The organism is Sorangium sp. So ce590, assembly GCF_051521365.1.
In the GTDB taxonomy this organism is placed as follows: Bacteria; Myxococcota_A; Polyangia; order Polyangiales; family Polyangiaceae; genus Sorangium.
Genome location: NZ_CP150346.1, coordinates 5,799,752 through 5,823,070, shown reverse-complemented (window position 1 = coordinate 5,823,070; position 23,319 = coordinate 5,799,752). Strand labels below are relative to the sequence as shown.

19 protein-coding genes are annotated in these 23,319 nt (G+C 72.0%); 4 read left to right on the top strand and 15 right to left on the bottom strand.

Annotation, left to right across the window (positions count from 1 at the left end):
* Positions 1 to 78: 78 nt before the first annotated feature.
* Positions 79 to 1,053, bottom strand: a complete 975-nt coding sequence (locus WMF28_RS21630) for a lamin tail domain-containing protein (RefSeq protein ID WP_437604155.1) — start codon at positions 1,051 to 1,053, stop codon at positions 79 to 81.
* Positions 1,054 to 1,198: 145 nt separating this feature from the next.
* On the opposite strand from WMF28_RS21630, the gene WMF28_RS21625 reads away from it, so the two are divergent.
* Both WMF28_RS21625 and WMF28_RS21620 read left to right on the top strand, forming a co-directional pair.
* Complete coding sequence (locus tag WMF28_RS21625) at positions 1,199 to 1,741, top strand: hypothetical protein (protein WP_437604154.1); 543 nt, start codon at positions 1,199 to 1,201, stop codon at positions 1,739 to 1,741.
* A complete protein-coding gene (locus WMF28_RS21620) occupies positions 1,732 to 3,411 on the top strand; it encodes a putative metal-binding motif-containing protein (protein WP_437604153.1) in 1,680 nt (559 codons plus the stop codon). The genes WMF28_RS21625 and WMF28_RS21620 overlap by 10 nt, the downstream gene beginning before the upstream one ends.
* A gap of 64 nt (positions 3,412 to 3,475) precedes the next feature.
* On the opposite strand, the gene WMF28_RS21615 is transcribed toward WMF28_RS21620, so the two are convergent.
* The 12 genes from WMF28_RS21615 to WMF28_RS21560 all read right to left on the bottom strand — a co-directional run bounded on the left by WMF28_RS21615 (position 3,476) and on the right by WMF28_RS21560 (position 15,167).
* On the bottom strand, positions 3,476 to 4,462 hold the full coding sequence (locus tag WMF28_RS21615; RefSeq protein ID WP_437604152.1) for a hydroxymethylglutaryl-CoA lyase: 987 nt from the start codon (positions 4,460 to 4,462) through the stop codon (positions 3,476 to 3,478).
* A gap of 40 nt (positions 4,463 to 4,502) precedes the next feature.
* The gene (gene purF / locus WMF28_RS21610) at positions 4,503 to 5,945 is read right to left on the bottom strand and encodes an amidophosphoribosyltransferase (RefSeq protein ID WP_437604151.1); all 1,443 of its coding nucleotides are present in this window, start codon (positions 5,943 to 5,945) and stop codon (positions 4,503 to 4,505) included.
* Between the two features lie 293 nt (positions 5,946 to 6,238).
* The gene (locus WMF28_RS21605) at positions 6,239 to 6,922 is read right to left on the bottom strand and encodes a hypothetical protein (RefSeq protein WP_437604150.1); all 684 of its coding nucleotides are present in this window, start codon (positions 6,920 to 6,922) and stop codon (positions 6,239 to 6,241) included.
* A gap of 115 nt (positions 6,923 to 7,037) precedes the next feature.
* A complete protein-coding gene (locus WMF28_RS21600; protein ID WP_012236950.1) occupies positions 7,038 to 7,511 on the bottom strand; it encodes a cyclic nucleotide-binding domain-containing protein in 474 nt (157 codons plus the stop codon).
* A gap of 68 nt (positions 7,512 to 7,579) precedes the next feature.
* Entirely contained in the window at positions 7,580 to 8,608 is a 1,029-nt protein-coding gene (locus WMF28_RS21595) for an energy transducer TonB (protein ID WP_437604149.1), read from the bottom strand.
* Positions 8,609 to 8,627: 19 nt separating this feature from the next.
* Positions 8,628 to 9,131 (bottom strand): ExbD/TolR family protein, encoded by a 504-nt coding sequence (locus WMF28_RS21590; RefSeq protein WP_437604148.1) that lies wholly within the window; start codon positions 9,129 to 9,131, stop codon positions 8,628 to 8,630.
* A complete protein-coding gene (locus WMF28_RS21585; protein WP_437604147.1) occupies positions 9,131 to 9,895 on the bottom strand; it encodes a MotA/TolQ/ExbB proton channel family protein in 765 nt (254 codons plus the stop codon). The genes WMF28_RS21590 and WMF28_RS21585 overlap by 1 nt, the downstream gene beginning before the upstream one ends.
* 58 nt (positions 9,896 to 9,953) lie before the next feature.
* Entirely contained in the window at positions 9,954 to 11,177 is a 1,224-nt protein-coding gene (gene truD, locus WMF28_RS21580; protein ID WP_437604146.1) for a tRNA pseudouridine(13) synthase TruD, read from the bottom strand.
* Between the two features lie 58 nt (positions 11,178 to 11,235).
* Positions 11,236 to 11,556 (bottom strand): hypothetical protein, encoded by a 321-nt coding sequence (locus tag WMF28_RS21575; protein WP_437604145.1) that lies wholly within the window; start codon positions 11,554 to 11,556, stop codon positions 11,236 to 11,238.
* A gap of 58 nt (positions 11,557 to 11,614) precedes the next feature.
* Positions 11,615 to 13,198, bottom strand: a complete 1,584-nt coding sequence (locus tag WMF28_RS21570; RefSeq protein ID WP_437604144.1) for an HAD-IG family 5'-nucleotidase — start codon at positions 13,196 to 13,198, stop codon at positions 11,615 to 11,617.
* A gap of 447 nt (positions 13,199 to 13,645) precedes the next feature.
* Positions 13,646 to 14,494, bottom strand: coding sequence for an SDR family NAD(P)-dependent oxidoreductase (locus WMF28_RS21565; RefSeq protein ID WP_437604143.1), 849 nt, complete (start codon positions 14,492 to 14,494; stop codon positions 13,646 to 13,648).
* 358 nt (positions 14,495 to 14,852) lie between these two features.
* Positions 14,853 to 15,167: an Mpo1-like protein gene (locus WMF28_RS21560; RefSeq protein ID WP_437604142.1), complete on the bottom strand. Its 315-nt coding sequence runs from the start codon at positions 15,165 to 15,167 to the stop codon at positions 14,853 to 14,855.
* Between the two features lie 183 nt (positions 15,168 to 15,350).
* On the opposite strand from WMF28_RS21560, the gene WMF28_RS21555 reads away from it, so the two are divergent.
* On the top strand, positions 15,351 to 17,315 hold the full coding sequence (locus tag WMF28_RS21555) for a sigma 54-interacting transcriptional regulator (protein ID WP_437604141.1): 1,965 nt from the start codon (positions 15,351 to 15,353) through the stop codon (positions 17,313 to 17,315).
* Between the two features lie 69 nt (positions 17,316 to 17,384).
* On the opposite strand, the gene WMF28_RS21550 is transcribed toward WMF28_RS21555, so the two are convergent.
* Complete coding sequence (locus WMF28_RS21550) at positions 17,385 to 18,926, bottom strand: Glu/Leu/Phe/Val family dehydrogenase (RefSeq protein ID WP_437604140.1); 1,542 nt, start codon at positions 18,924 to 18,926, stop codon at positions 17,385 to 17,387.
* A 232-nt stretch (positions 18,927 to 19,158) separates the two neighbouring features.
* Positions 19,159 to 19,845 (bottom strand): hypothetical protein, encoded by a 687-nt coding sequence (locus WMF28_RS21545; RefSeq protein WP_437604139.1) that lies wholly within the window; start codon positions 19,843 to 19,845, stop codon positions 19,159 to 19,161.
* A gap of 1,106 nt (positions 19,846 to 20,951) precedes the next feature.
* On the opposite strand from WMF28_RS21545, the gene WMF28_RS21540 reads away from it, so the two are divergent.
* Entirely contained in the window at positions 20,952 to 23,309 is a 2,358-nt protein-coding gene (locus WMF28_RS21540; protein WP_437604138.1) for a right-handed parallel beta-helix repeat-containing protein, read from the top strand.
* Positions 23,310 to 23,319 lie beyond the last annotated feature (10 nt).

Here is a 23,319-nt window from a genome sequence, read left to right as displayed (position 1 = left end):
CCGCGTCCCGGCGCTCGCCGCGCCGATCTCGCGCTCCCGCCGCCGCGCGGCGAGGGGCCGAGCTCGGAGGGGAGGTGGCTACTCCTCGCAGTCGCTCGCCTCGCCGGGCGACGGCGAGGACGCGGTGAAGCTGACGTCGAGCCACTCGCTCGTCTCGTCGTGCCCGCTGATGCCGTTGCCTTCGGTCAGGAGCTCGCCGATCTCACGATCGCTACAGCGGACGATGCTCTCTCCGTCGCCGGGGGCCGCGGCGGGCCGCTGGCTGTTGCGCGCGGTGTCGTCGGCATAGCCCCTCTTCCCCGTCTTGTAGGCCATCGCCGAGTTCCCCAGCTCCTCGCCCCAGATGACGTAGTCGATGTCCTTGAGCGGGCTGCCTTCCGTCCCGTCCCACTCGAAGAGGATCACCATCTCCCCGCTGTCGGTGAGCAGCCCGCCGGCTTGCGCCCCGAGGGCGCCGTTCGTGGGCGCGATCATGGGCGGCACGTCGCTCCCCCCGCAGGGGATGGCCGTCTCGTCAAGCGCGAAATCGGCGCACCGATCGAACGCGAGCTCGAACCCCTCGTCGCTCGCGAGCACGAGGTATGCCCCTGGGCCGATCATGGTCCCGGGAGGGAACTGGACGAGGAAGTCCGTCCCTGCGCTGCCGACGGGCGCCCAGGGTTCACCCTCGGTGAGGGCATAATAAACGGTGTTGTCCGAAAGGTAGTAGTTGGTGAGGTCGACCGCAGCCTCGGTCGGGTTCCAGATCTCGATGAACTCGGCCGCTCCAGGCCGGACGACGACCTCCGAGATCAGCAGGTGGCCTGCGGGCTCGCCGGGGACCTCGCCGCCGCCGCCGCCGCCTCCGCCCGCGCCGCCGCCTCCGCCCGCGCCGCCGCCGCCGCCGCCGGCCTCACCGCCGCCGCCGCCTTCGCCCGTGCTGCTCGAGGTGGTGCTGGAAGAGCTCGCCCCGCCTCCTCCGGTCGCGTCGTCGTCGCCGCAAGCCATGAGGTGAGCGAGCGTCAGAGGGGAAGCCGCGAGGAGCGCGATACTGAGCAGGTTGCGTTTGTGCATTGTTGAGAGATACATCAGAGCGCTGGCCAACAGGCAAGTGGGATTGCAGCCTGGGGGAAAGGATCCACCTCTCGCGATCGCGTCAGGACGCTGCCCGCTCTGCCAAAGGCGTGGCGGGCGCGCGAGGAATCGATAGCATGACGCCATGCGACGCTGCTTCTCGCTCTTCCTGACACTTCTCTGCGTACCGCTCCCTGGGCTGGGCCTCGCCGTCGGTTGCGGACAGACAGTCATCGTGGACGATCCATCCGCGGACGGCGGGGGGGGCCAGGCTGGCGCGCCCCCTGTCCCGGGCGTCGGGGGGGGCGGCGCGGGCGCGGTAACGGACCCGCTCGAGGAGTACGAGGACCCCGGCTGTCCCGACACGGGGCCGCCGCTCACGGATTTCGCGTGCGATCCCTACGATCAGTCGAGCGGCTTTTGCGCCCCCGGAGAGGGGTGCTTCATCTTCGTGCGGTATCCGGACGAGCCGTGCGGGCAAGAGATCTACGGCGCCTCCTGCGCGCCGGCCGGCTCCGGCGGACAGGGCGATCCGTGCTGGGAGGGGTGCGGCGCCGGGTTCGCCTGTGTCGTGACCGGCTCGGGCACGCAGTGCGTGGGGCTCTGCGCGCTCAGCGGCGACGACAACTGCGGTCCGGGGCTCGTGTGCGAGCCGATCGACGTCGAGGGGATCGGCGGATGCCTGTGACGAAGCGCTCCGTGGATCGGCTCGCGCATCGGAGGTCGGCCCTGGCGCTGGTGCTGCTCGGGATCGCCTCCGGCGGCGCCGCGCTCTCGGGGGGGTGCGGGGCGCGGACGGGGCTGAACATCCCGCCGCCCGCGCCGGAGTGCGAGGTGGACGCCGACTGCCCCGGCGTCGAGGACCTCTGCGCGCCGGTGGTCTGCCAGCTGTTCGAGGCGGGGCAGTCCGGCGGCGGCGCGGCGCCCTCGCCCGGGGGCGCGACGGGCGGCGCGGCGGGCCGGCGCGGCGGGACGTGCGTCGCGCTGGCGCCGGTCGACTGCGACGACGGCGATCCGTGCACCCGCGACACCTGCGAGAGCGCGACCGGGGCGTGCAGCTACGGGCCGTCGACGCTCGACAGCGACGGCGACGGCTTCCGCGCGCCGCTGCCCGGCACGAGGCCCGGCGAGCCGCTCTCGTGCGGCGACGACTGCGACGACTCGAGCGCCGCGGCCTTCCCCGGCGGGCAGGAGATCTGCGACGGGGTCGACAACGACTGTGACGGCACGGTCGACAACGGGGCGCGCTTCGTGGCGCGCGACGCGGACGCGATCCGCATCTCGGGCGACATCGCGCCGGCCGGCTCCGGCGGCCTCGCCTGGAGCGGGACCTCGTATGCGGCGCTCTACACCGGGACCGCGCGGGGCTTCAACTTGTACCGCTCGATGATCAGCGCCGACGGAGAGCCGCTCGCGCCGGGCGAGGAGATCATCACGCCGAAGAACGGCGACGCCTCCGGCGGGCCGATCGTGTGGGTCGGCGATCGGTACGGCGCCGCCTGGCAGGACCGGCGCGACGGCGACTACGAGGTGTACTTTTCCCTGCTCGACGAGAACGGCCAGAAGGTGGAGGGCGGCGATCGGCGGCTCACGAACGCCCCCGGCTTCTCGGTCAACGTCGCGCTCACGTGGACCGACGCGGAGTTCATCCCCGTCTGGCAGGACGAGCGCACCGGCGCCTTCGACCTGTTCGCCCAGCGCATCGACATCGACGGCAACCTGATCGGCGACAACGTCCGGCTCACCGACGCATCGCTCGGCTTCCCGAACGAGGCGCCCGCCGCGGCCGCGGGCCAGGGCGGCATCGGCGTCGCGTGGTCCACGGGCGACGCGGTCACCCACCTCATCCAGTTCCGGACGTTCGACGCTGAGCTCGAGCCGATCTCGGAGGTCGTCACGCTCACGAGCGGCGAGACCGACGCGGTCTATCCGACGGTGGTGTGGAACCGCGACCGCTACGTCATCGCGTGGTTCGACAAGTCGGCGAGCCCCAAGGGCATCTATGCCGCCGCGGTCTCGGAGCGCGGTGAGATCCTCGCGCAGCCCACGGCGATCTCGAACCCTGGGTCGTTCCGCTCCCGGTATCCGTTCCTGCGCCCGCTCGGCGATCGGCTGCTCGCGATCTACTCGGACGATCGCGATCAGAACGACGGCTACGAGCTCTACGCGGTCACGGTGAACGCGGCGCTCGCGCCGATCAGCGCCGAGCAGCGGCTCACCTTCGCGCGCCGCGACAGCATCGGCCCGGTCGCGACGTTCGGGCCGGAGGGCGACGTGGGCATCCTCTTCCGCGACGATCGCGAGGGCGGCGAGCACCACGTCTTCTTCACCCGGCTCGCCTGCATCGCGGGCGACTGACGGCGCTCGGGGCCGAGCGCGTGCTGACCTCGGGGCCGAGCGCGGCGTCGGCTCGGCGCCGCGCTCAGCCCCGGGTCGGCAGGCGGCGCAGCCGGAAGGGGCCGGCGCGGTGGACCTTGCCCGGCAGCGGGCGGCCGATGACCTGCTCGGCGACGTTGCCCGCCTCGATGAGCTTGTCGAGATCGACGCCGGTCCGGACGCCCATCCCGTGGAGCATGAACACGAGATCCTCCGTCGCCATGTTGCCGGCCGCGCCCGGCGCGTAGGGGCAGCCGCCCACGCCCGCCACCGACGCGTCGAAGTCGCGCACGCCGAGCTCCAGGCCGATCAGGATGTTCGCGAGCGCCGTGCCCCGCGTGTCGTGCAGGTGGAGCGCGAACCGCTCGGGCGGCATCGCGTCCAGGAAGCGGCGGACGATGTCGTGCGTCTGCCGCGGCGTGCCGATGCCGATCGTGTCGCCGAGCGAGACCTGGTAGCACCCGAGCTCGATGAGCCGCTCCGCGATGCGCACGACGCGGGCGGGATCGACGTCGCCCTCGTACGGGCAGCCCCACACGGTCGAGACGTAGGCGCGGACGGCGACGCCCGCCTCGCGCGCCGGAGGGACGATCTCCGAGAACACCGAGAGCGTGTCGTCGATCGACCTGTTGACGTTGGCGCGGTTGTGCGCCTCGCTCGCGCTCAGGAAGACGGCGATCTCGCGCAGGCCCACCGCGAGCGCGCGCTCGAGGCCGCGCGCGTTCGGGCACAGGGCGCTGAAGGTCACGCCAGGCTCGGCCGAGAGCGTCCTCGCGAGCTCCTCGGCGTCGGCGAGCTGCGGGACCCACTTCGGCGAGACGAAGCTCGTGATCTCGATCCGGCGGAGGCCGGCGGCGACGAGCGCCGCGATGAGCCGCCGCTTGCCCTCGAGCGGGATCATCGCCGCCTCGTTCTGGAGCCCGTCCCGCGGGCTCACCTCGTAGATCGAGACCTCGTCGGCGACGCGGGCGAAGAGCGGCGGGGCGGAGGCGGCGCGATCCGCGCTCGAGTGCTCGGCGGTGCCCTCGGTCATCGGCAGACCCTCAGCGCCAGAGCGCGGCAGCGCGGCAGCGTCAACCGCTCACCATCCGGAGCTGCCTGTTCGGCGCGGCCGGCGTGAAGGGGATCGGGTAGTTGCCGGAGAAGCACGCGTGGCAGTAGCTGTCCGCCGACGGCCGCGCGGTGGTGGCGTCGCCCTCGCGCTCCTCGATCGACCGCACGCTCTCGACCATGCCCTCCAGCGACAGGTACCCGACGCTGTCGGCCGTCAGGTAGCTGCGGATCTCGTCCACGGAGTGGCTCGAGGCGATGAGCTCTGATCGCGTCGGCGTGTCGACTCCGTAGTAGCAGGGCCAGCGCGTGGGCGGGCTCGAGATGCGGACGTGCACCTCGCGGGCGCCCGCGTCGCGGATCATCTTGACGATCTTCCGGCTCGTCGTCCCGCGGACGATCGAGTCGTCGACGACGACGACCCGCTTGCCCTGGATCACCGCCCGGTTCGGGTTGAGCTTGAGCCGGACGCCGAAGTGCCGGATCGACTGCTGCGGCTCGATGAACGTGCGGCCGACGTAATGGCTGCGGATGAGGCCCATCTCGAAGGGGGCGCGCGCGCGGTCGGCGAAGCCGATCGCCGCCGGCACGCCCGAGTCGGGCACGGGGATCACGACGAGATTGTCACCGGACTCGATCGGCTGCTCCATGGCCAGGCGCCGGCCGAACGCCTTGCGGACCTCGTAGACGCTCACGCCCTGGATCGTCGAGTCGGGGCGGGCGAAGTAGACGTGCTCGAAGATGCAGAGCTTGCGCGGCTCGGGCGCGAAGGGGAACTCGGAGCGGACCCCGTCCGCGTTGATGATCAGCATCTCGCCCGGGGCGACGTCGCGCACCTTGCGGGCGCCGATGAGGTCGAACGCCGTCGACTCGCTCGCGACCACGTGGGCGACGCCGCCGTCGCTCATCGGCATCTCGCCCAGGCAGAGCGGCCGGATGGCGCGCGGGTCGCGCACGGCGACGAGCTCGCGCTCCGTCAGGAAGAGCAGCGAGTACGCGCCCTCCACCTGCTTCAGCGCCTCCGCGATGCGGTCGCGGAGCTCTTGCTTCTTGCTCATCGCGATGAGGTGGACGATCGACTCGGTGTCGCTCGCGGTCTGGTAGATCGAGCCGCGCGCCTCGAGCCGCTCGCGCAGGGCCTCGTGGTTCGTGAGGTTGCCGTTGTGCGCGACCGCGAGCGAGCCGCGCGCGTAGTCGACGCCGAGCGGCTGCGCGTTCTTCAGGTGCGAGCCGCCCGCGGTGGAGTAGCGGACGTGGCCGATGGCGCGATCGCCGGGCAGCGCCGCGAGATCGGACGGGGTGAAGCCGGACTGCACCCGCCCCATGGCGCGGTGGCCGAAGAGGCGCTCCCCGTCGCTGCTGACGATACCCGCAGATTCCTGCCCTCGATGCTGGAGCGCGTGCAACCCGAGGTAGGCCATGTTGGCCGCCTCGGGGTGGCCAAAGATTCCGAACACACCGCACATGCCGCCTATCTAGTACGAAAACGGGGCATGACCCACCATCATGGCGATCTGTCGTCATGATGAGGCGGCCGAGCGCCGGCGCCGAGCTCTGGGCGGACGCTGGTGCGAGATCAGGGCACGGGCAGGCACGCAGACCGATCGCGCCCGGAAGGTAAGCGGGCTAACGAATCGGTGGCGTTGCGGGGCGCCAGGATCGCGAAATTCCTCGGTATTTCGCTGCTGGGCGAGGAAGGCGCGTCAGGGACGCCGGTGCTGGACGAGGAAGGCGCGTCAGGAACGCCGGGTAACTCCCATTATTTCGGGATGTTCCAGAGCTTCTCGATGATCTTGGTTTCCATGGCGTCGCCGTGGCACGTGCCGCACTCCATGTCCTCCTTGTTCGCGCGCGAGATCTTGTATTGGTACTCCTCCTCCATGAACGTCTGCAGGGCCTTCTTGTCCTTGCGGTTCAGGACGTGCTCGTTCCCTGCGTGACAGCTGTCGCAGAAGAGGGTGCCGCCGCTCTCGCTGCGGAGCGGCATCACGAAATTGCGCCACATCTCGCGGGCGACCTTCATGTCCCGCGTCTCTTTCTTGAAGTCGCCCTCGGCGTGGCAGCCCTCGCAGGTGTCGAGGCCGAGCGCCTTCTGGAGCAGCGGCATCACCTTCTTCTTCTGCGCGGCCGGGAGCTTCTCGAGCGCGGGGATCTTCTTGAGGTTGATCCCGATCTTCTTCAGATCGGCCTCGAACTTTGTCGCCTGGAGCGGCGTCGACTTGGCGGGCGCCTTGTCCGCCTCGCCCTTGTCGGCCTCCGCCGTCTTCTCCGGCTTCGCGGGCTTCTCGCCCTCCGCGCCGGCGGTCGCGGCGCCCTCGCCCGGGCTCGACTCTCCGTCGAAGTCGTCCTTGTCGGCCGCCGTCTCGGGCGGCGGCGTGGCGGAGCCACATGCTCCTGCGAAGGCGCCCATCCAGAGCGCAAGGGCGAGCGCTGCGTGCTTCATCCTGGCTGCCATACTCCTCCAAAGGAACGTTGATCGTGAGCAGAGCGCGGCTTCCCGTGCAGCAGGGCGCGCCGCCTGGGCGCGCTCCCACGGTCGCCGGGCGATCAAGCGTACTCTACTCGAATTTGCCCGAGACAGAGAGGAACGTGAGCTTGTTGTTGGTCTCGCGGAGCCGCTGGACGAGCATCCGGACGACGTTCCAGAGGACCTCGTACGCGAGCTCTTTGTGCAGGAAGAGCAGATCCTCGAACGCGTCCTTCGACACGGTGAGCAGCCGGCAGCGCTCGTGGACGCGCGCGTCGGCGGAGCGGGGGGCCTCGTCGAGCAGCGCCATCTCGCCGAACACCGCGCCGGGGCCGAGCACCGCGAGCGCTTCCTCGCCGATCCCGGCGATCTCGCGGCTGATCCGGACCTTGCCTTCGAGCAGGATGTAGAGCTTGTCGCCCGGATCCCCGTGCTGGAAGATCTTGGTGCCGAGGGCGTGCGTCTCCTCGCTCGCGACGCGCGAGATGAGCTCGAGCGCGGCCGGAGTGAGGCCCTTGAACAGGGGAACCTTCGAGAGCTGCTCGATCCGTTCGGGGACGATCACAAGCTGCCGCGGAGAATAGCCGAGGCGCCGGTCGCAGAGCGAATTTTCAGGCAGCTCTCGGTGAGACCCTAGCGCGTGAACGTCACCGTGATGGGCGGCGTCGTGGCGGCGATCGGCGATCCCGCACGATCCTTGCCGGGGGTGTAGCGCCGGCTGAGCGCGCACATGCGCGCGGAGCGACCGAAACCGTGTCCGGGATCACGGACGACCTTGACGGACAGCGGGCTGCCGTCGGGTCGCACCGTGATCATGAGGACGACCTTCGCCTGATCGATCTGGTCGACGTCGGCCTCCGGAGGGAAAGGACAGTTCCAGTTGCTGCTGCCGACGAGGCCGGGCGGGGCCGAGAGGTCCGGGCCCACGGCGGCCGGAGGCGGCGGGACCGGAGCGCCCGTGCCCTTGCCGCCGACGACGCCCCCGACCTTGGCGTTCGGGTTGAAGGTGGGGGACTTCGCCGTGCCCGCGCCGGCCACCTGGCCGTAGCCGACGCCCTGGCCCTCGCCGCTCGCGATCCCGCGATCGGTCATGTCGAGGACCTCGTCCGGATCCGGCTCGCGCGTGAGGACCTTCGCCGCCTCGGCGGCGGCGGGGGGCGGCTCGTAGGGGTCGTCCTTGGGCGGCGGCGTGTTCGCCTGCGGAGGCGGCGCGACCTTCGGGACGGGCTCGGGCTCGGGCGCCGGCGGCTCGGGCTCGGGCTCGGGCTCGGGCGGCTTGGGCTCCTCGGCCTTCGGCGGCGTGAGGTCGATCTCGTAGATCGCCCAGAGGTAGTCGTGGATGCCGACGCGCATCTCCTCGACCACCTGCCGCATGTCGCGCAGCGACCCCGAGACGATCGCCCGGGCCGAGGCCGCGCTGTGGCTGGTGAGCGCCAGCGTGACCCCGAGGAAGGCGCCCACGCGCGAGGCGCGGTCGCCGAGCGCGAGCACCGCGGCGAGCGGATCCGCGGCGCGCCGCCGGTCGCCGGCGGGACCCGGGGCCGGCGCGGCGAGCGCGGTCGGGGGCCCCTTGGCGCCCCCGGGATCGGCGCCGCCGCGCTTGTCGCGGCGGCGCCCGTCGTGAAGCGCCCCCGCGGCGCGATCGCTCGTGGCCTGGCTCATAAGCTCTCGCTCGGCGCGCTCAGGGCGCGGGGCTCGGTGTGGCCGGCGCGGGGGCGGCCGGGGGAGGCGCGGCCGGGGCGCCGGGCGCCGGACCGGGCGCCGCGCCGGGCTCGGGCGCGATCGGCGTCACGCCGAACGCGATCTTGGAGACGCCCGCCTGCTTCAGCAGGTCGAGCGCGCGGATCACCCGGCCGTGCGGGACCGTCGTGTCGGCGCGGATCACGGCGCGGAGCTCCGGGTTCTTCGCCTGGGCCTCGCGCGCGATCGGCAGGATGGCGTCCTCGCCCGCGAGCTTCTTGCCGTCGGCGAGCGTGTCGCCGTTCGCGTGCAGCTCGAGCCCGAAGATGAGCTGCACCTCCTGCCCCTGCGCCGCCTTCGGCAGGTCGAGCGGGAGCGACTGCGAGACGATGATCTTCGCGGTGACCATGAAGATGATGAGGAGCACCAGGGTGATGTCGACGAGCGGCGTGACGTTGATGCCGCTGATCATGTCGTCATCGTCGTTGCGGCTCGTGGCGGCCATCAGCGCTCCTCCTCGCCCGCGCTGCTCTTCTTGCTCTCGTCCTGACGCGGCGCCCTCGCGGCCTTGCCGCGCGGCTCGGGGGCGGCGGCGGGCGCGGCCCCGGCGAACGCCGGGTCGATCTTGAGGTGCGCGAGCAGGACCCGCGTGAGCGCCTCGGTGTTGGCCAGCGTCGACTTGATCATCCGCTGGAAGAAGTTGTTCGCCGCGACGGCCGGGATGGCGACCGCGAGGCCGACCGCGGTCGCGACGAGCGCCTCGGCGATGCTCGACATGACCGCCTGCGGCGCCATCGACTGCGACGCGGCCTGCGCGACCGGCGCCTTCGCCGCCTGGCCGAGCGCGTCGAAGGCGCCGACGACGCCGATGACGGTGCCGAACAGCCCGATGAACGGCGCGTTGTTGCCGAGCGTGCCCAGGTAGGCGAGGCGCCGCTCCAGCTTCATGCGCTGGAGCGCCGCGGCGCCGGCCATCGCCTCCTCGGCCGCGTCGGGGCCCTGATGCGCCACCGCGAGCCCGGCCGAGACGACCGCGGCCTCGGCCGAGGGCGAGGCGTCCATCCGCCTGCGCGCCCCCTCGATCGAGTCGTCGAGGGAGGTCCGGAGATCCCGCGCGAGGACGGCGAGGTCGTCGCGGAGCGACCAGAAGAACCAGGCGCGCTCCAGGATGATGGCGACCGAGACGACGCTGAGGGCGATCATCAACCACATGACCCAGGCGGCCCCGAAGCCGACCATGATGCGCTGCAGCCACTCGACGAGGTTCATCTTGTTCCTTGGTGCCTTTCCGATGGGGTGGGGTGGGGGAGCCGCGCTTCGAGAGGACCTACGGGTCGGCGCGGGGCTGCCCTTCCTCGACTGCGTCCTCCTCCTCCGGAGCGGGGGCGCCCGCCGCCCCCGGCCTGCCGACGGAGGGCTGGGGGGCGGAGGCGTCGACGAGCCGAAAGACTCGCCCAAGGACGGTGGTCGCGTAGCCGCCCTTCGGTAGCACAAACGAGACGACGATTCCTTGCCCTGCGCCCGGATCGCCCGCGGGCTGAGGCGCGCCGGCGTCCACCGCCGGCTCCCAGGCGACGGACACCTCCAGGCCGTCCACCTCCAGCCGCAGCGGGCGCCGCGTGCCTTCTCCGGCGTGGGCGAACGCGTCGAGCCTGCGCGGGTCGCCGATCGCCGCCGTGAGCACCTCGAGCTCCAGCGCGCCCGGGGCGCCCTCGGGCCAGCGCATTTTCCGGCCGAACATCGGGCCCGTCGCCGAGATCGCGAGCGTGGCGGCGCGCGCCTCGGCGTCCGCGACCTCCGGGCCCTCGAGGGGCACGAGGAACAGCCCGCCGGTGTCGCGCTTCTTGGCGAGATCGCCGGGGAGCACGGTGCTCCAGGTGCCGTCCGCCTCGCGGCGCGCGAGCACCTCGTTGAACCAGCGCGACTGGAGCGCCGAGAACAGCAGCCGCTGCTCGCGCCGGTCGCGGGGTCCGCGCTCCCGGCCCGCGAGCCACGCGAGCGCGCGCTCGGGGTTATCGCCGTTCCTCCCGAACCGCTGCGGGCCGAACGCGTTCGGTATGCCGGCGCGGCCGATCTCGGCGAGGCGGCGCTCGGCGAGCGGGAGCGCCGCCGGGGCGATGCCGCGGAGCGCGATCCGGAACCGGTTGCCGAGCAGGTGCCCCGGCTTGAGCTTGTTGTCGTGGCGGGCGACGGCGAGGATCTCGATCCCGGGCAGCTCGGCCTGCTCGAGCAGGGGCGCGGGATCGCGCGCGAGCGGGAGCTGGAACGAGGCGGTCTGCGTGGTGATCGCGTGCCGGTCCTTCATGCCGGCGAAGCCGGTGCTGCCCGGGTCGGCCCCGAGCGCGAGCGCGATGGCCCGCACCGCGTCGGGCGTGGTGCGCCCCGTCTTGCGGAAGGTCACGAACACGTGCTCGCCGCGGCCGCTGGGGGCGTAGGCGGGGAGCTCTTCGACGACGAAGTCCGCCGGCGAGCTCCGGAGCACGGCCGTGGGAAGGTCGCCGGGCGGGCCCGCGGCCGCGAGGTCCGCGACGGGCGGGACGGTGGTTGTCATAGGGAGCGCCAGCGTGACCCAAATCGCCCCGGCGTCCAGAGGCGAACGCGCGCTGCCGCTACCTGGGCCCGGAGGAGCCGCCGACGCCACCGCCGCCGGGTACGGGGCTCTGCACGGTCGCGCACTCCTCGTCGCCCGTGTCGACCGTGGTGACGTCGTAGCAGCAGAGCTCACCGTCGAAATCCGCCTCGCTGTCGATGGACTCGACCGAGCTCAGGCAACCGGGGTTCTGGAAGAACACGTACGCGTCCTCGCTGGACGGGCATGCCCCCTCGAGCTCGGTCCAGTGAAAGCACGCCCGCTTGCCGCAGCCGGCCGAGAGGAGGAGGGCGGGGGGGACGAGCGCGAGGATCAGCGGGCGGAGGCTGGCGATGCTCATGGCGATCTCGGGGAGCGGCGCCCGCGCGCGGGCGCGGAGGTGCGGTGGACCCTGGCGATCAGAGCTCGTGCGGCATCAGGTCGCGCGGGCTCCGGAAGTACTGCAGCGGCGAGTAGGCGAGCAGGTTCGAGACGCGCGACGTGTAGATGCACGCGTACTCCTCGACCTGATCGCCGAAGCTGGACGTCTCGTTCGCCTCCTTGAGCAGCGAGCCCCAGTAGGGGTGGAAGCGGCGGGCGATCTCGCGCTCCAGCTTGCCGACCTCGGCGTCGACGGCCCGGAGCTGGCCGCGGATGCGCTCGACCGCGCGCTTCGTGCGGCCCCGCTCGGCCTCGTAGAACGACGTCGCGTAGTCGATCTGGACGTGGCCGCCGGCCGCCCCCGCGAGCAGCGGGCCTCCGCCCCCGTTGGTCGCGCCGTTCTTCTTCTGCTGCTCCTCCTCGATCTTGCGGGTGAGGTCCTTGTAGCGCTGCTGGTAGAAGCGGAGCTGGTCCTCGAGCTCCTCGCGGCGCCCCTCGAGCAGCGCGCTCTCCATGTGCTCGCGGCGGCACGACTCGTGGGCGGCGACCTCGGCCTCCATCTCCTGGATGATCATCGCCGTGCGCCACGCGCTCTCCTTCTTGGAGCGGAGGATGTCGCCGTAGATGTGATCGCCCACGTAGAGGACGCGATCGCCGGAGATGTTCAGGAACTTCTCGAAGTCGTGGAGGTTGCCCCCCTCGTAGACGGTGCCGCGCTCGAGCGGCGCCGTGGCGGGGCGGACCTCGGCGCCGTCGCGGATGAGCAGCGGGCGGCGCTCCTGGAAGAACGCCGGCTTCTGCGCGGCGACGACCAGGACGTCGAAGTAGTGCCGGAAGCTCGGGTACTCGGGCATCGCGTCCCCGAGCAGGTACGTCATCATCTTCTCGGTGAACGGCCAGCGCGAGTTCGTCAGCAGGAAGAGCTTCTTGCCCGCCGAGCGGAACTTGTGGAGCGTCTGCGCCAGGTTCGGGTCGCGCTGGACGAAGCGCGGCAGGTCCGAGAGCACGACGTCGAGGATGGTGCCGTCGCGGTGCGCCTCGTCGATGCACTCGCGGATGTCGGTGAAGAGCCGCGCGTAGTCGAGCGGGACGCCGCGCCCCTCGAGCGCGTCGACGATGCCGGCGTAGAGCGTGGCCTCGCTCAGCGCGTACAGCGTGTCGATCCAGTGGTAGCGGGCCGTGTTCGGCCGGATCTTGCGGTGCTGGTAGAGCGACCGGAGCTCGTCCTTCGTGAGCTCGCGCAGCCCGTGGTACCCGCGCTGGACCACCTTGAACCGGTCCATCTTGAGCACGTGGCCGAAGCGCTTGTCGATCAGCAGGCCGCGGATGGGGAAGTGGATCGGGTAGCGGAGGTGCCGCAGGAGATCCTCGGGGTAGCCGCGCGCGGCGAGCTTCGTGACGGTCCCCTGGATCGAGAGGTTGTCCATCTCGGTCTGGTCGTAGATCGCCAGGGTGTAGTCCATGTCGAAGCCGACCCAGTCGACCCCCGCGAGCTTGAGGTTGCGGTTGACGAAGACGCGTCGGGTCCGTGGGATGCGCGTGGGCTCGGTCTGGGGATAGAGCCCTCCGAGGGGGAGATCGAGCTGCTCGAAGAACACAGTGGGTCGACTATCGTATCCCACGCCCACGACGGGTACCAAGGGCCCTATCTCGACGAGCGCGTCGCGGCGTTGACACCGCGCGCCGCGCGCGGCGCCGGAAACCTGCGCCATGGTGCGCGCCCGTCCCGTCTTGTGCGATCGCGGAGGCGGACCCCCATCCGTCGCCGACGGGGACCTCGTTCGATGCTTCTCGCAGCGCCCCAGCCGGTCTCCCGCATGCCCCCCGTCCAGCGCTCCACGTCATGGTGGGTCATGGTGGCTCGGCATGCTGCGCCGCCGCGCCGAGCCGATGTACGCGGCGAACGGTCGTTCCAGGGCTCACGGCAAACTTTTCGCCGGAACATTGTGAGCTGTACACTTGCCCCTCGTGGACCCGGCGCATCCGGAGCAACGGCGACACGGTGCTCTCGATGATCGACGACCTGATCGAGCTCGGTCAGCCCGGCGGCCGCGCTCGGCGAGCTCGACTCAAGAAGCGGGGGCTCCGATGACGTCGGCCCGGGTGAGGCCGACGAGCCGCGAGCTCATCTCCCAGAGCCGCGCGGCCGCGTCGGCGTCCGTCGCCATCCCCTTGAGGGGCCTCACCCGGGTCCGCTCGAAGAAGGCGGGGCTCTCGGTGAGCGACGCGTCGGCCAGGATCGCGAGGAGGTTCGCGGCGGCCTGCGTCGGGGTCGCGCCCACGACGTCGATCAGCGCCTTGAGGACGCGAGAGCTCCCCTCGAAGAGCCCCGACCGCACGAGCCCGGGGTAGTAGCAGAGCACCTGGGCCCCCGTGCCCGAGAGCGCCTCCGAGAGCCGGTGCGCGGCGAGCACGAGCGCGAGCTTCGACCGCGCGGACGCGGCGAGGAACGAGTAGGAGCGCTTCGACATGAGGTCGTCGAAGTCGAGTCGGATGCCGTCCACCGGCGCGACAAGGTTGACCACGCGCGCGTCGCGCGCGGCCTTGAGCCGGCCGAGCAGCAGGTTCGACAGCAGGAAATGCGACAGATAGTTCACCTGGAACGTCATCTCGAGGCCGTCGGCGGACTCCGCGCGCTCGCGCAGGAACACCCCCGCGTTGTTGACGAGCAGGTGAACGACCCCGCACCGATCAGCCACCTGCCTGGCCGCGGCGCGCACCGACGCGAGCCGGCCGAGATCGCACTCGACGAGGCTGACCTCTCCCTGCACCTTCAGCGCGGCGAGCTTCCTCGCGCCCTCGGAGCCGGTCCTGCGGCAGAGCACGGTCACCCGGGCGCCCTGCCGCGCCAGCGCAGATGCCGTCGCGAGCCCGATCCCCGAGGTGCCCCCGGTGATCACGGCGACTTTCCCCCTCATGCCTTGCGCACACCCCATCTCCCGTCTCCTCGTCTCGCCGTCATCGTCATCTCATCGCTGCGGCGGCGGGCCGGTAACGACGCTCCGGGAGCTTGTCGGCGACAGGAGCAGGCAGCGGGCACACGCCGAAGCGCCGAGACGGCGCGGCGCCCGCCGGAAACCCCGAAGAAGAAGAGTCGTCGTCCCCCGCCCGCGACACAGGTACGACCCTGCATGCATCACGTCAAGCGAGCATTACGCATCGCAGCAGGGGCGTGAAGTAGGTAATTCCAGATTTTCCTTGAATGCGCGGTCGGGTGTGTCCGCGTCACAGCCGTGCACGTGGGACGGCAGAGATGGCCGAGGCTGGAGCGGCGCGTCAGGGGGCGGGCGTCTCCTCGAAGACGCGCAGGCCATATTTCTCGAGACACCAGAGCACGCCGACGATCAGGCTCCGTTTGTCGTCCACGAACGACGGCTTCTTCCCCTCGAAGTAGTGACCCGCGAACTGGAAGCCCCAGCCTGCCGTGAACATCGCGGCCGCGAGCGGGAGGCCGATGAGGGTCGCGCCCACCGGGAAGCTCGCGACGATCAGCGGTATGCCCACCTTGTGACATGCCTGGTTGCGCGGATCCTGGTGGTCTTCCTTGTACCGGCGGAGCACCTCTGTCCATTCGGCGTTGAGACGGAGCATGCGACCACCTTACCACGCGGCCGCCGCGCGGGACGCGGGGCGCAGGGCGCGGGGCGCAGGCATGCGGCAGACCGAGCGTCCCGGCGCGCGTTCGTCGAAGACCGGCGGTGCCGTTGCTTCCCGGTTGCCGCTTGGAGCAATGAGGCGTAGTTGGGCAGTGTGAGCGGTCACAGAACCGGCCCCATGGCGACGACTGCACCGCTGTCATTCAAGACAGGGGAGCTCATTCAGGGCGCGCGCTCGGAGAAGCGGCGTGTTCTCCTGCTCGTTTACCATCGTGACGGCGTCGAGATGGCCCCGATGAGCCCCGGCGTCGGCGTCGTCGTCGGCAGGGAACCCCCGGCCGACGTCGTGATCCGGGACAGGAGCATCTCGCGCCGGCACGCGCGCTTCACCCTCGTGGGCGGCGAGGTCGTGGTCGAGGACCTCGGCTCGCGCAACGGGACGCGCATCTCGGGGCAGCGGGTCGAGAGCGGCGTGGTCAAGGCCGGGGACGAAGTGCTGCTCGGCGGCATCGTCGCGTCGGTGCACGTGCTCGCCGGCGGCGAGCTGCCGCCGTTCGGCCTGGAGGGCTCCGACGCGCTCCGCATCGCCCTGCAGGCCGAGATCGTGCGGTCCAGGTTCTTCAGCCGGAAGTTCGCGCTCGTCGTGGTCCGCTCGCTCGGCGCGCAGGCGAGCCACCTCCGCCACTGGGGGCTCCGCGTGCGCGAGGCGCTGCGGCCCGTCGATCGCGTCGCGTTCTACAGCGCCGACACCCTCGAGATCCTGCTCCCCGAGGTCACGCCCGAGCTCGCGGAGGAGCTCGCGAAGGCGATCGTCGCGCGCCGCGAGGGCGAGCCCATGCTGGTGTCGGGGGTCGCCGTGTTCCCCGACGCCGCGACCTCCACCGACAAGCTCATCGAGGTCAGCCACGAGGCGTCGCGGAGCGCGAGCCCCGCGGAGCCCGTGCGCCTCGCGGCCCCGGAGGGCGCGCTGCTCTACGTCGCGCCGAAGGTCGAAGGCGCCCGGCCGCCCGAGGAGGAGGGCGCCGCGAGCGCGGTGCCGGAGAGCCAGTGGGAGGCCGACGGCCACGTCCTCGCGACCAAGAGCCCGCTCATGCGATCGCTCGTCGAGGTGGCGCTGCGGGCCGCGCGCTCCTCGATCCCGGTGCTCCTGCGCGGCGAGACCGGGACGGGCAAGGAGGTGCTCGCGAGGTTCATCCACGACCGCAGCCCGCGCCGCGGCGAGCCGCTCATCTGCGTGAACTGCGGGGCGATCCCGGCGCTGCTCATCGAGAGCACCCTCTTCGGCCACGAGCGCGGCGCCTTCACCGGGGCGAGCCAGCAGCATAAGGGCGTCTTCGAGGCGGCCGCCGGCGGCACGGTCCTGCTCGACGAGATCGGCGAGCTGCCCGCGGCCGCGCAGGCCGCGCTCCTGCGCGTGCTCGAGACCAAGCGGGTGACGCGCGTCGGCGCGACAAAGGAGATCGAGGTCGACGTCCGCGTGATCGCGGCGACGCACCGCGACCTCGACGCGATGTGCGACGCGGGCACGTTCCGGCTCGATCTGCTCTACCGGCTGAACGCGATGACGCTGAACATCCCGCCGCTCCGCGCGCGCCGCGACGACATCGCGACGCTCGCCGCGGGCTTCCTGCAGCAGGCGAACGCGGCGAACCTCAGCAGGGTTCAGTCGATCACGTCCGAGGCGCTGGCCCTGCTGAAGAGCTACCCGTGGCCCGGCAACGTGCGCGAGCTCCGCAACGCGATCGAGCGGGCGGTGGTGATCGCGGAGGGCGAGGCGATCATGGCGCGCGACCTCCCGGAGCGGATCCGCGTGGCGGTGACCTCGCCCAGCTCGCCGCCCGCGACGTCGCGCGCCCACGGCCCCTCGCGCTCGTCCGAGCCCGGCATGCCGGCCCTGTCCCAGCGCCCGTCCGAGCCGCTGCTCTCGCGCGCGTCCGAGCCGACGTCGTCGTCGGCCCCCGCGGCGGGCGGCCTCAAGATGCGCCTGGAGCAGATCGAGGCCGATCTCCTGCTCGAGGCGCTGCGCGCGTCCGACTGGAACCAGACGGAGGCGGCGCGGCGCCTCGAGCTGCCGCTGCGGACGCTGCAGCACAAGATCAAGGTCTACGGCATCAAGAAGCTCGGGTACGGCGTCGCCCGGTAGCGCCGCCCGGAGGACGTCCGGCCAGGGACGGCCGGACGTCTGCGCCGCTTCGGCGGCCGGAGGCGCGGCCTACTGGGAGAACCCTTCCAGCATGTAGTGCGCCTCGATGCGCTTGAGCGCGAGCACCATCGCGGCGAGCCGCATCGGCAGGCGCTTGCCGAGGACGAGCCTCGTCGAGTCGTGATCTTCGGTGCGGCGCGGCCGGTCCTCCGCGATGTCGCAGATCAGGCGGTAGTTGCTCTTGATGGCGCGCTCGAGCCGCGTGTTCACCTCGCCCTCGGTCCAGTGCTCCATGCGCTTGTTCTGGATCCACTCGTAGTACGAGACGGTCACGCCGCCCGCGTTGCCGATGATGTCGGGGATGACGCTGATGCCGCGCTCCGCCAGCACCCTGTCCCCCTCGGTCGTGGTCGGGCGGTTGGCGCCCTCGGCCACGAGCTTCGCCTTGAGCCGCTCGGCCACCTCGCCGGTGATGGCGTCGCCGAGCGCGGCAGGGATGCAGATCTCCGCGTCGACGCCCCAGAAGTCGTCCCGCGCGATCGGCTGGGCCCCGCCGTAGCCGGCGACCGACCGCCGGAGGTTCTGCGGGTTCTCGCTGACATAGGCCATCAGCGCGCCGACATCGATGCCGTTCGGGTCGGCCACCGCGCCGTCGGCGTCCTGGACCGCGACGCACCGGGCGCCCATCCTGCACAGGATCTCGGCGGCGGCGGAGCCGACATTGCCGAAACCCTGCACGATGAAGCGCACCCCGGCGAGGGAGGCGCCGCGCTGCGCGTACCAGTCCTCGATGCAGTACGCGAGCCCCTGGCCGGTCGCCCTGGCACGCCCCTCGGAGCCGCCGATGCGCACGTCCTTGCCCGTGACGACGCCGCGGTGGTTGTGCCGCTCGCGCTCGCCGTCGCTGTACTGGCGCAGGAGCCACGCCATCACCTCGGCGTTCGTGCCCACGTCGGGCGCGGGGATGTCGACGTTGGGCCCGATGAGCTGCTTGAGCCGGTACATGTACCGGAGCGAGATCGCCTCGAGCTCCTCCTTGCTGTGCTCGCGCGGATCCATGCGAATACCGCCCTTGGCGCCGCCGAACGGGACATGCGCGATGGCGGTCTTCCAGGTCATCTCGGCGGCGAGCGCGTTGAACAGGTCGAGCGACACGGCCTTGTGGAAGCGGAGCCCTCCCTTGTAGGGCCCCCTCGCCTGGTTGTGCTGGACCCGATAGGCCTTGAAGCGGACGAACTCGCCGGGCTGGATCCGGTAAAGCCCCTGGTCGGCGAGGCGGATCACGCCGTCCTGCACGTGGATCGAGCCGCTCCGGAGCGCCTCGGGGCGGAGGATGAGCTTGCCGTTGAAGAGCGGGGTGATGGCGGCGCGGTTCGGGATCGTCGACGCGGGGAGCCGTTCGTAGGTCGCGGCCGCCTCCCCGCGGAAGGGGACGAGGCGGTCCTGGAGCTGCGTGGTGATGTAGAAGATGTGCTCGTAGTCGGGCTGCTCGAGCTCCAGCCGGATGCGGGGAGCCAGGCCGATGAGATCCGCGGCCGTGTGAAACACCGCCATGGACTCACCGAAGGTGTTGGTCTCCGGCTCGCGCTCTAGGAGGGGGGCGTCTTCCATCGCCGTATGCTGCCTCGACCGCGCGGCGGGGGTCCAACCTTTCGCGCGGGCCTCGCGCGCCGCTCGAGCCAGCGCGCCGTGGCGGGCGTGTGATCTCGACAGGTCGATCGACCGGCGGGCCGCCGGCCTCGCGGGGAGCTTGTGCGGCTCCCCGCAGAGGTTCCGGCGGCCCGTCGCGTCGATCACCGCTGTTCTCGACCGGCAACGTGGCCGGCCAATTCAGGCGATGACGTCAGGGGAACAGCCCGGGGGCGCCCGCCCCCCCCAGGCCGCCGGAGAAGTTGCCGTACGGGGAGCCGCCGAAACCGCCGCCGAGGCCGCCGAGGCCGCCGAGGCCGCCGCCCGGATAGCCGCCGAGGCCGCCGAGGCCGCCGCCCGGATAGCCGCCGAGGCCGCCGAGGCCGCCGCCCGGATAGCCGCCCGGGAAGCCGCCCGGATAGCCGCCCGGGAAGCCGCCGCCCGGATAGCCGCCCGGGAAGCCGCCGCCCGGGAAGCCGCCGCCCGGGAAGCCGCCGCCCGGATAGCCGCCCGGATAGCCGCCCGGATAGCCGCCCGGATAGCCGCCCGGGATCTGCCCGGGATCAGCCTGGCCGACGGGGCCGCCCTTGCCGATGGGGGGCCCTTGAAACGGCCCACCCACGCCCGGGCCGCCCGGGCCCTGAACGAGCGGCCCGCCGGGGCCCTTGATCGGCCCCTGGCCGATATCGGTCTTGCCCGGCATCACGGGCGGGCCCACCACGCCGCCGCCCCGCGTCTCCTCCGTCTCTCCCTCCAACGCCTGCTCGCTCGACGCCACGTCGACGTCGGCCTGCTCCAAGTCGGCCTCCTCCGGTGTCACCGCGTCGACCGCGCACCCGGTCATCAACACGGAAAAGAGCATCGCCGCTTGCGCCATCTTCATATCGATCGAGCTAACCATCCGTCCTCCTTCCATGCCCCGCCAGGGCCGTCAGGCCCGCAGTGGCATGTTGAGCGGTGTCGAGAGCAGGCTGCGTGCCTGACAGCGCGTGTGCAGAGCTTGCCGCGTCGGCCCTCTGCGGCCGCCGGACGGCGACGGCGAAAGGGCATTGTCTGAATCCGCGCCGGGTGGGAGCTCTGCCCCTCTTCATCGCGCCCGAGCGCCGCCGCGCCGGCGCGTATCGACGTCGCCCCGCAGCGCCGATGTGGGAGGCTCCCGAGCGCTGGAGAAAGGCAAATGTCGACGCGCGCCGCGGGGCTCCCCCGCGCGCGACGCGCGGCGGGACGGGACGAGAGCGACCCGACTTGCAGCTTTATCGGGCCCTGCAAACCGCATTTCCGAAGACCTGGTCGATCTCTGCAATCGAGGGCTGAGGAGACTCGACATCATCGCTGATGGGCGGCAACGGCCCGCGGGCCTCGGGTCCTCTGGTCACGCCGTGCTCAGCCCACGTGAGCCGACAGAGGCCCAGAGCGGCGCTCCTTCTGCGGCGACCGCGTCGGCGCAGCGCGCGCTCGAGCCGCGCTCTGCGCTGCGCACCATCGCCATGTCGTCCCGAACGACGGCGCCGCCGCGGCCTTCAGCCGCGGACGGCAGCCCCGCGAAGCAGCGAAAACGGCCTCCTCCGCGGCGCCACCCGGCGGCGCTCGGCGCGGCCCGACGTGATTGACAGAAAGCGTGCGACCCACACGAGTGGAGGCGCGCCCGAGCCTCGCCGCCCGAGAGGATCCACAGGCCCGCCCACGCCCGCATCGAAGCGAGCAGCGCGGCGCAGACGTCCCCGGCGATGCAGGGAAAGTCGGCGCGATCGAGACGCCTCTGCCTGGCAGGAGGCTATCTCCTGTTGTAGGATTCATTACGCGGAAGGGGGCGCGCGGCGCCGTTCAGGCGCTGTCCTCGTCATCTTTCCGCGGGCTCGATGAGGATCTCCGGCGCTCGGAGCGCCGGTTCATGCCGGACACGCGGTCTCCCGCTGTCGCGGGGGCCCCGGGCAGCCGTTCGCCCGAGGAGCGAGCGGGAGCTCGCGGGGCGCGCCACGAGGCAGCGCTGTCCAGGGAGGGTATTGCATGCGCTTCTGCGCGACGCGCGCGGGTTTGTCTTGCCTGGCCGCCGGCATCGCGGCCCTGTCGCTGCTCGCCGCGGCGTGCGGCGACCGCGCTCGCAGCGCCGACGCCGCGCTCGACGGGGAGCACGTCGCCCCGCGCTGCGCGCGCGGGCACGTCCTCGGGCCCGGGGACGCGTGCATGCCGGTGGGCATCCAGGGGTGCGCAGAGCTGTTCGTGGAAAGCGACGATCTCTGCCACCCCTCGATGGCGAAATGCCCTCCGGGGACGATCCCGAAGTTCGATGAGGGCTGCGTCCCCGCCGGCATCCCGCGCTGCGCTCCCGAGCTCGTCGGCGATGACGGGCTCTGCAGGCCGGCCATGGCGAAGTGCCCGACAGGCACGTTCGCAGTCCCGGAAGCGGGGTGCGTGTCCGTCGACGGCCCCGACGGTTGCGGGCTCGGGCCGTGGGGGAACATCCCTCGCGCGCCCGGGAACGTGTATGTCGACCCGAGCTACGCCGGCCCGGACAGCGACGGCTCCGAGGCGAGGCCGGCCACGACGCTCGCGGCGGCGCTCGAGCTCGTCGTCGAGGGCGGGACGATCGCGCTCGCGGACGGCACCTACGACGAGCCGGTCGTCATCACGAGGCCCCTCGCGATCGCCGGCCGGTGCGCCTCGCATGTGCGCATCCGCGGGGTGAGCCCGCTCGTCCATCCTCCGGCGATCGTGGCCGTGCTCGGCGCAGGGGAGGTGGCGCTCCGGGGGGTCGAGATCGGCGGGGATGGCGCCGGCGTGGTGGCCATGGGCGCGAGCGCCGTGACGATCGAGCGCGTGCACATCAAGGGCGCTGTCCATGCCGGCGTCCTCTCAAGCGACGGCGCGCGGCTCTCGGTGGCGCAGAGCTGGATCGAGGGGACGCGCGCCGGCAGCGCGGGCGACGGCATGGGCGCCTCCGCGGACACCGGCGGCGCGCTGTTCGTGAAGGAGAGCGCCGTGACGGGCTGCCGCGCCGCGGGCGTGGCCGCGCTCGAGGTGGGCGCCACGGCGGCCGTGGTGGGCAGCCTCATCGAGGGGACCTCGTCGTCGGAGCACCTCCTGGACGGCGAGGGGATCGTCGTCCGGGGCGGCGCCGAGGCGTCGATCGAGCGCACGGCTGTGGTCGGAAACCGGCTATCGGGGATCGTCGCGTCGGGGAGCTCCCTGGCGACGATCTCCGGCGTGCTCGTCGAGGGGACGATGCCCGGGATTCACGAGCCGAGCTACGGCGTCGGCGTGTACGCGGCGAGCGGATCGCGCGTCGCGATCGACTCGAGCGTGATCCTCGGCAACGCGGAGCTCGGCGTCGCCGTCATCGGCGAGGGCTCGGCGGCGACGATGACGCGGAGCCTGGTCAAGGGCACGGTGGCGGCCCCGTCGCTGTCGCTCCTCGGCGGGTTCGGCGTCGCCGTGGCCCGCGGCGCGGCGATGCGCCTCCAGGACAGCGCGGTCGTTCAGAACCGAGGGACCGGGGTTCACGTGGGCGATCTCTCCGCCGAGCTGGTCGCCGGGGGCAACCTCATCGAGGGGACGATCGCCGGAGGGGCCTGGGGCGACGGCGCCGGGGTGGCCGTGATGGAGGGCCGCGTGACGCTCTCGTCGAACGCCATTCGCGACAACGAGGGGCCCGGGCTGTCGGTGGGGTATGACGGGTCCGAGGCGACCGTGACAGGCAACCTCGTCGAAGGGCATGTCGCGCCGGACCGCCGCGCGCCGGTGGGGCAGGGGATCGTCATCTATCGGGGGGCCACCGCGGTGCTCGCGGGCAACGTCATCCGCGGCAACCGCTCCGTCGGCGTCCTCGCCGGCGCGGAGTTCCCGGGCGGCAAGGTCGAGATCACGGGGGACCTCATCGAGGACACCTCGGGCGGCGAGGCGAGCGACGGCGGCGCCGGCATCGGTGTCGCCGCCGCGGGCTATCAGCTCCGGCTCGCCTCGTCCATCGTCCGCGCGAGCCGCACGGCCGGCGTGGCGCTGTTCGCCGCCGAGGCGGAGATCGCACAGACCGTCGTCGACGGGGTGACCGGCGACGGCCGAGCCGGGAAGGGCGCGCGGCGCGACGACGTCGTCGCCGATGGCGTCCTGGTGCTCGCCGGGTCCACAGCCACCCTCGACGACGTGCGTGTCGCCGGCTGTGCGCGGGCTGGCATCCTGTACGACCAGAGCTCGGGTCGCCTCTCCAGGGTGCGCGCCTCGGACAACCGCTTCGGGCTGGTCGTGCAGGGCTCGCCCGCGCCCCGGCTGAAGAAGGAGAGCGAGAACGCGTTCACCGACAACAGCGCGGCAGACGAGCTTTGGGGCGCCGATTTCCTCGTGCCAGCGTCCGCTCCCCCGCTTCCGTGAGGCGCGCCCG

Bases quoted from the DNA above. Each gene is read 5' to 3' on its own strand.
- WMF28_RS21630 (WP_437604155.1), bottom strand. From the start codon at position 1,053: ATGCACAAACGCAACCTGCTCAGTATCGCGCTCCTCGCGGCTTCCCCT.
- WMF28_RS21625 (WP_437604154.1), top strand. From the start codon at position 1,199: ATGCGACGCTGCTTCTCGCTCTTCCTGACACTTCTCTGCGTACCGCTC.
- WMF28_RS21620 (WP_437604153.1), top strand. From the start codon at position 1,732: ATGCCTGTGACGAAGCGCTCCGTGGATCGGCTCGCGCATCGGAGGTCG.
- WMF28_RS21615 (WP_437604152.1), bottom strand. From the start codon at position 4,462: ATGACCGAGGGCACCGCCGAGCACTCGAGCGCGGATCGCGCCGCCTCC.
- purF (WP_437604151.1), bottom strand. From the start codon at position 5,945: ATGTGCGGTGTGTTCGGAATCTTTGGCCACCCCGAGGCGGCCAACATG.
- WMF28_RS21605 (WP_437604150.1), bottom strand. From the start codon at position 6,922: ATGAAGCACGCAGCGCTCGCCCTTGCGCTCTGGATGGGCGCCTTCGCA.
- WMF28_RS21595 (WP_437604149.1), bottom strand. From the start codon at position 8,608: ATGAGCCAGGCCACGAGCGATCGCGCCGCGGGGGCGCTTCACGACGGG.
- WMF28_RS21590 (WP_437604148.1), bottom strand. From the start codon at position 9,131: ATGGCCGCCACGAGCCGCAACGACGATGACGACATGATCAGCGGCATC.
- WMF28_RS21585 (WP_437604147.1), bottom strand. From the start codon at position 9,895: ATGAACCTCGTCGAGTGGCTGCAGCGCATCATGGTCGGCTTCGGGGCC.
- truD (WP_437604146.1), bottom strand. From the start codon at position 11,177: ATGACAACCACCGTCCCGCCCGTCGCGGACCTCGCGGCCGCGGGCCCG.
- WMF28_RS21575 (WP_437604145.1), bottom strand. From the start codon at position 11,556: ATGAGCATCGCCAGCCTCCGCCCGCTGATCCTCGCGCTCGTCCCCCCC.
- WMF28_RS21565 (WP_437604143.1), bottom strand. From the start codon at position 14,494: ATGAGGGGGAAAGTCGCCGTGATCACCGGGGGCACCTCGGGGATCGGG.
- WMF28_RS21560 (WP_437604142.1), bottom strand. From the start codon at position 15,167: ATGCTCCGTCTCAACGCCGAATGGACAGAGGTGCTCCGCCGGTACAAG.
- WMF28_RS21555 (WP_437604141.1), top strand. From the start codon at position 15,351: ATGGCGACGACTGCACCGCTGTCATTCAAGACAGGGGAGCTCATTCAG.
- WMF28_RS21550 (WP_437604140.1), bottom strand. From the start codon at position 18,926: ATGGAAGACGCCCCCCTCCTAGAGCGCGAGCCGGAGACCAACACCTTC.
- WMF28_RS21545 (WP_437604139.1), bottom strand. From the start codon at position 19,845: ATGGTTAGCTCGATCGATATGAAGATGGCGCAAGCGGCGATGCTCTTT.
- WMF28_RS21540 (WP_437604138.1), top strand. From the start codon at position 20,952: ATGCGCTTCTGCGCGACGCGCGCGGGTTTGTCTTGCCTGGCCGCCGGC.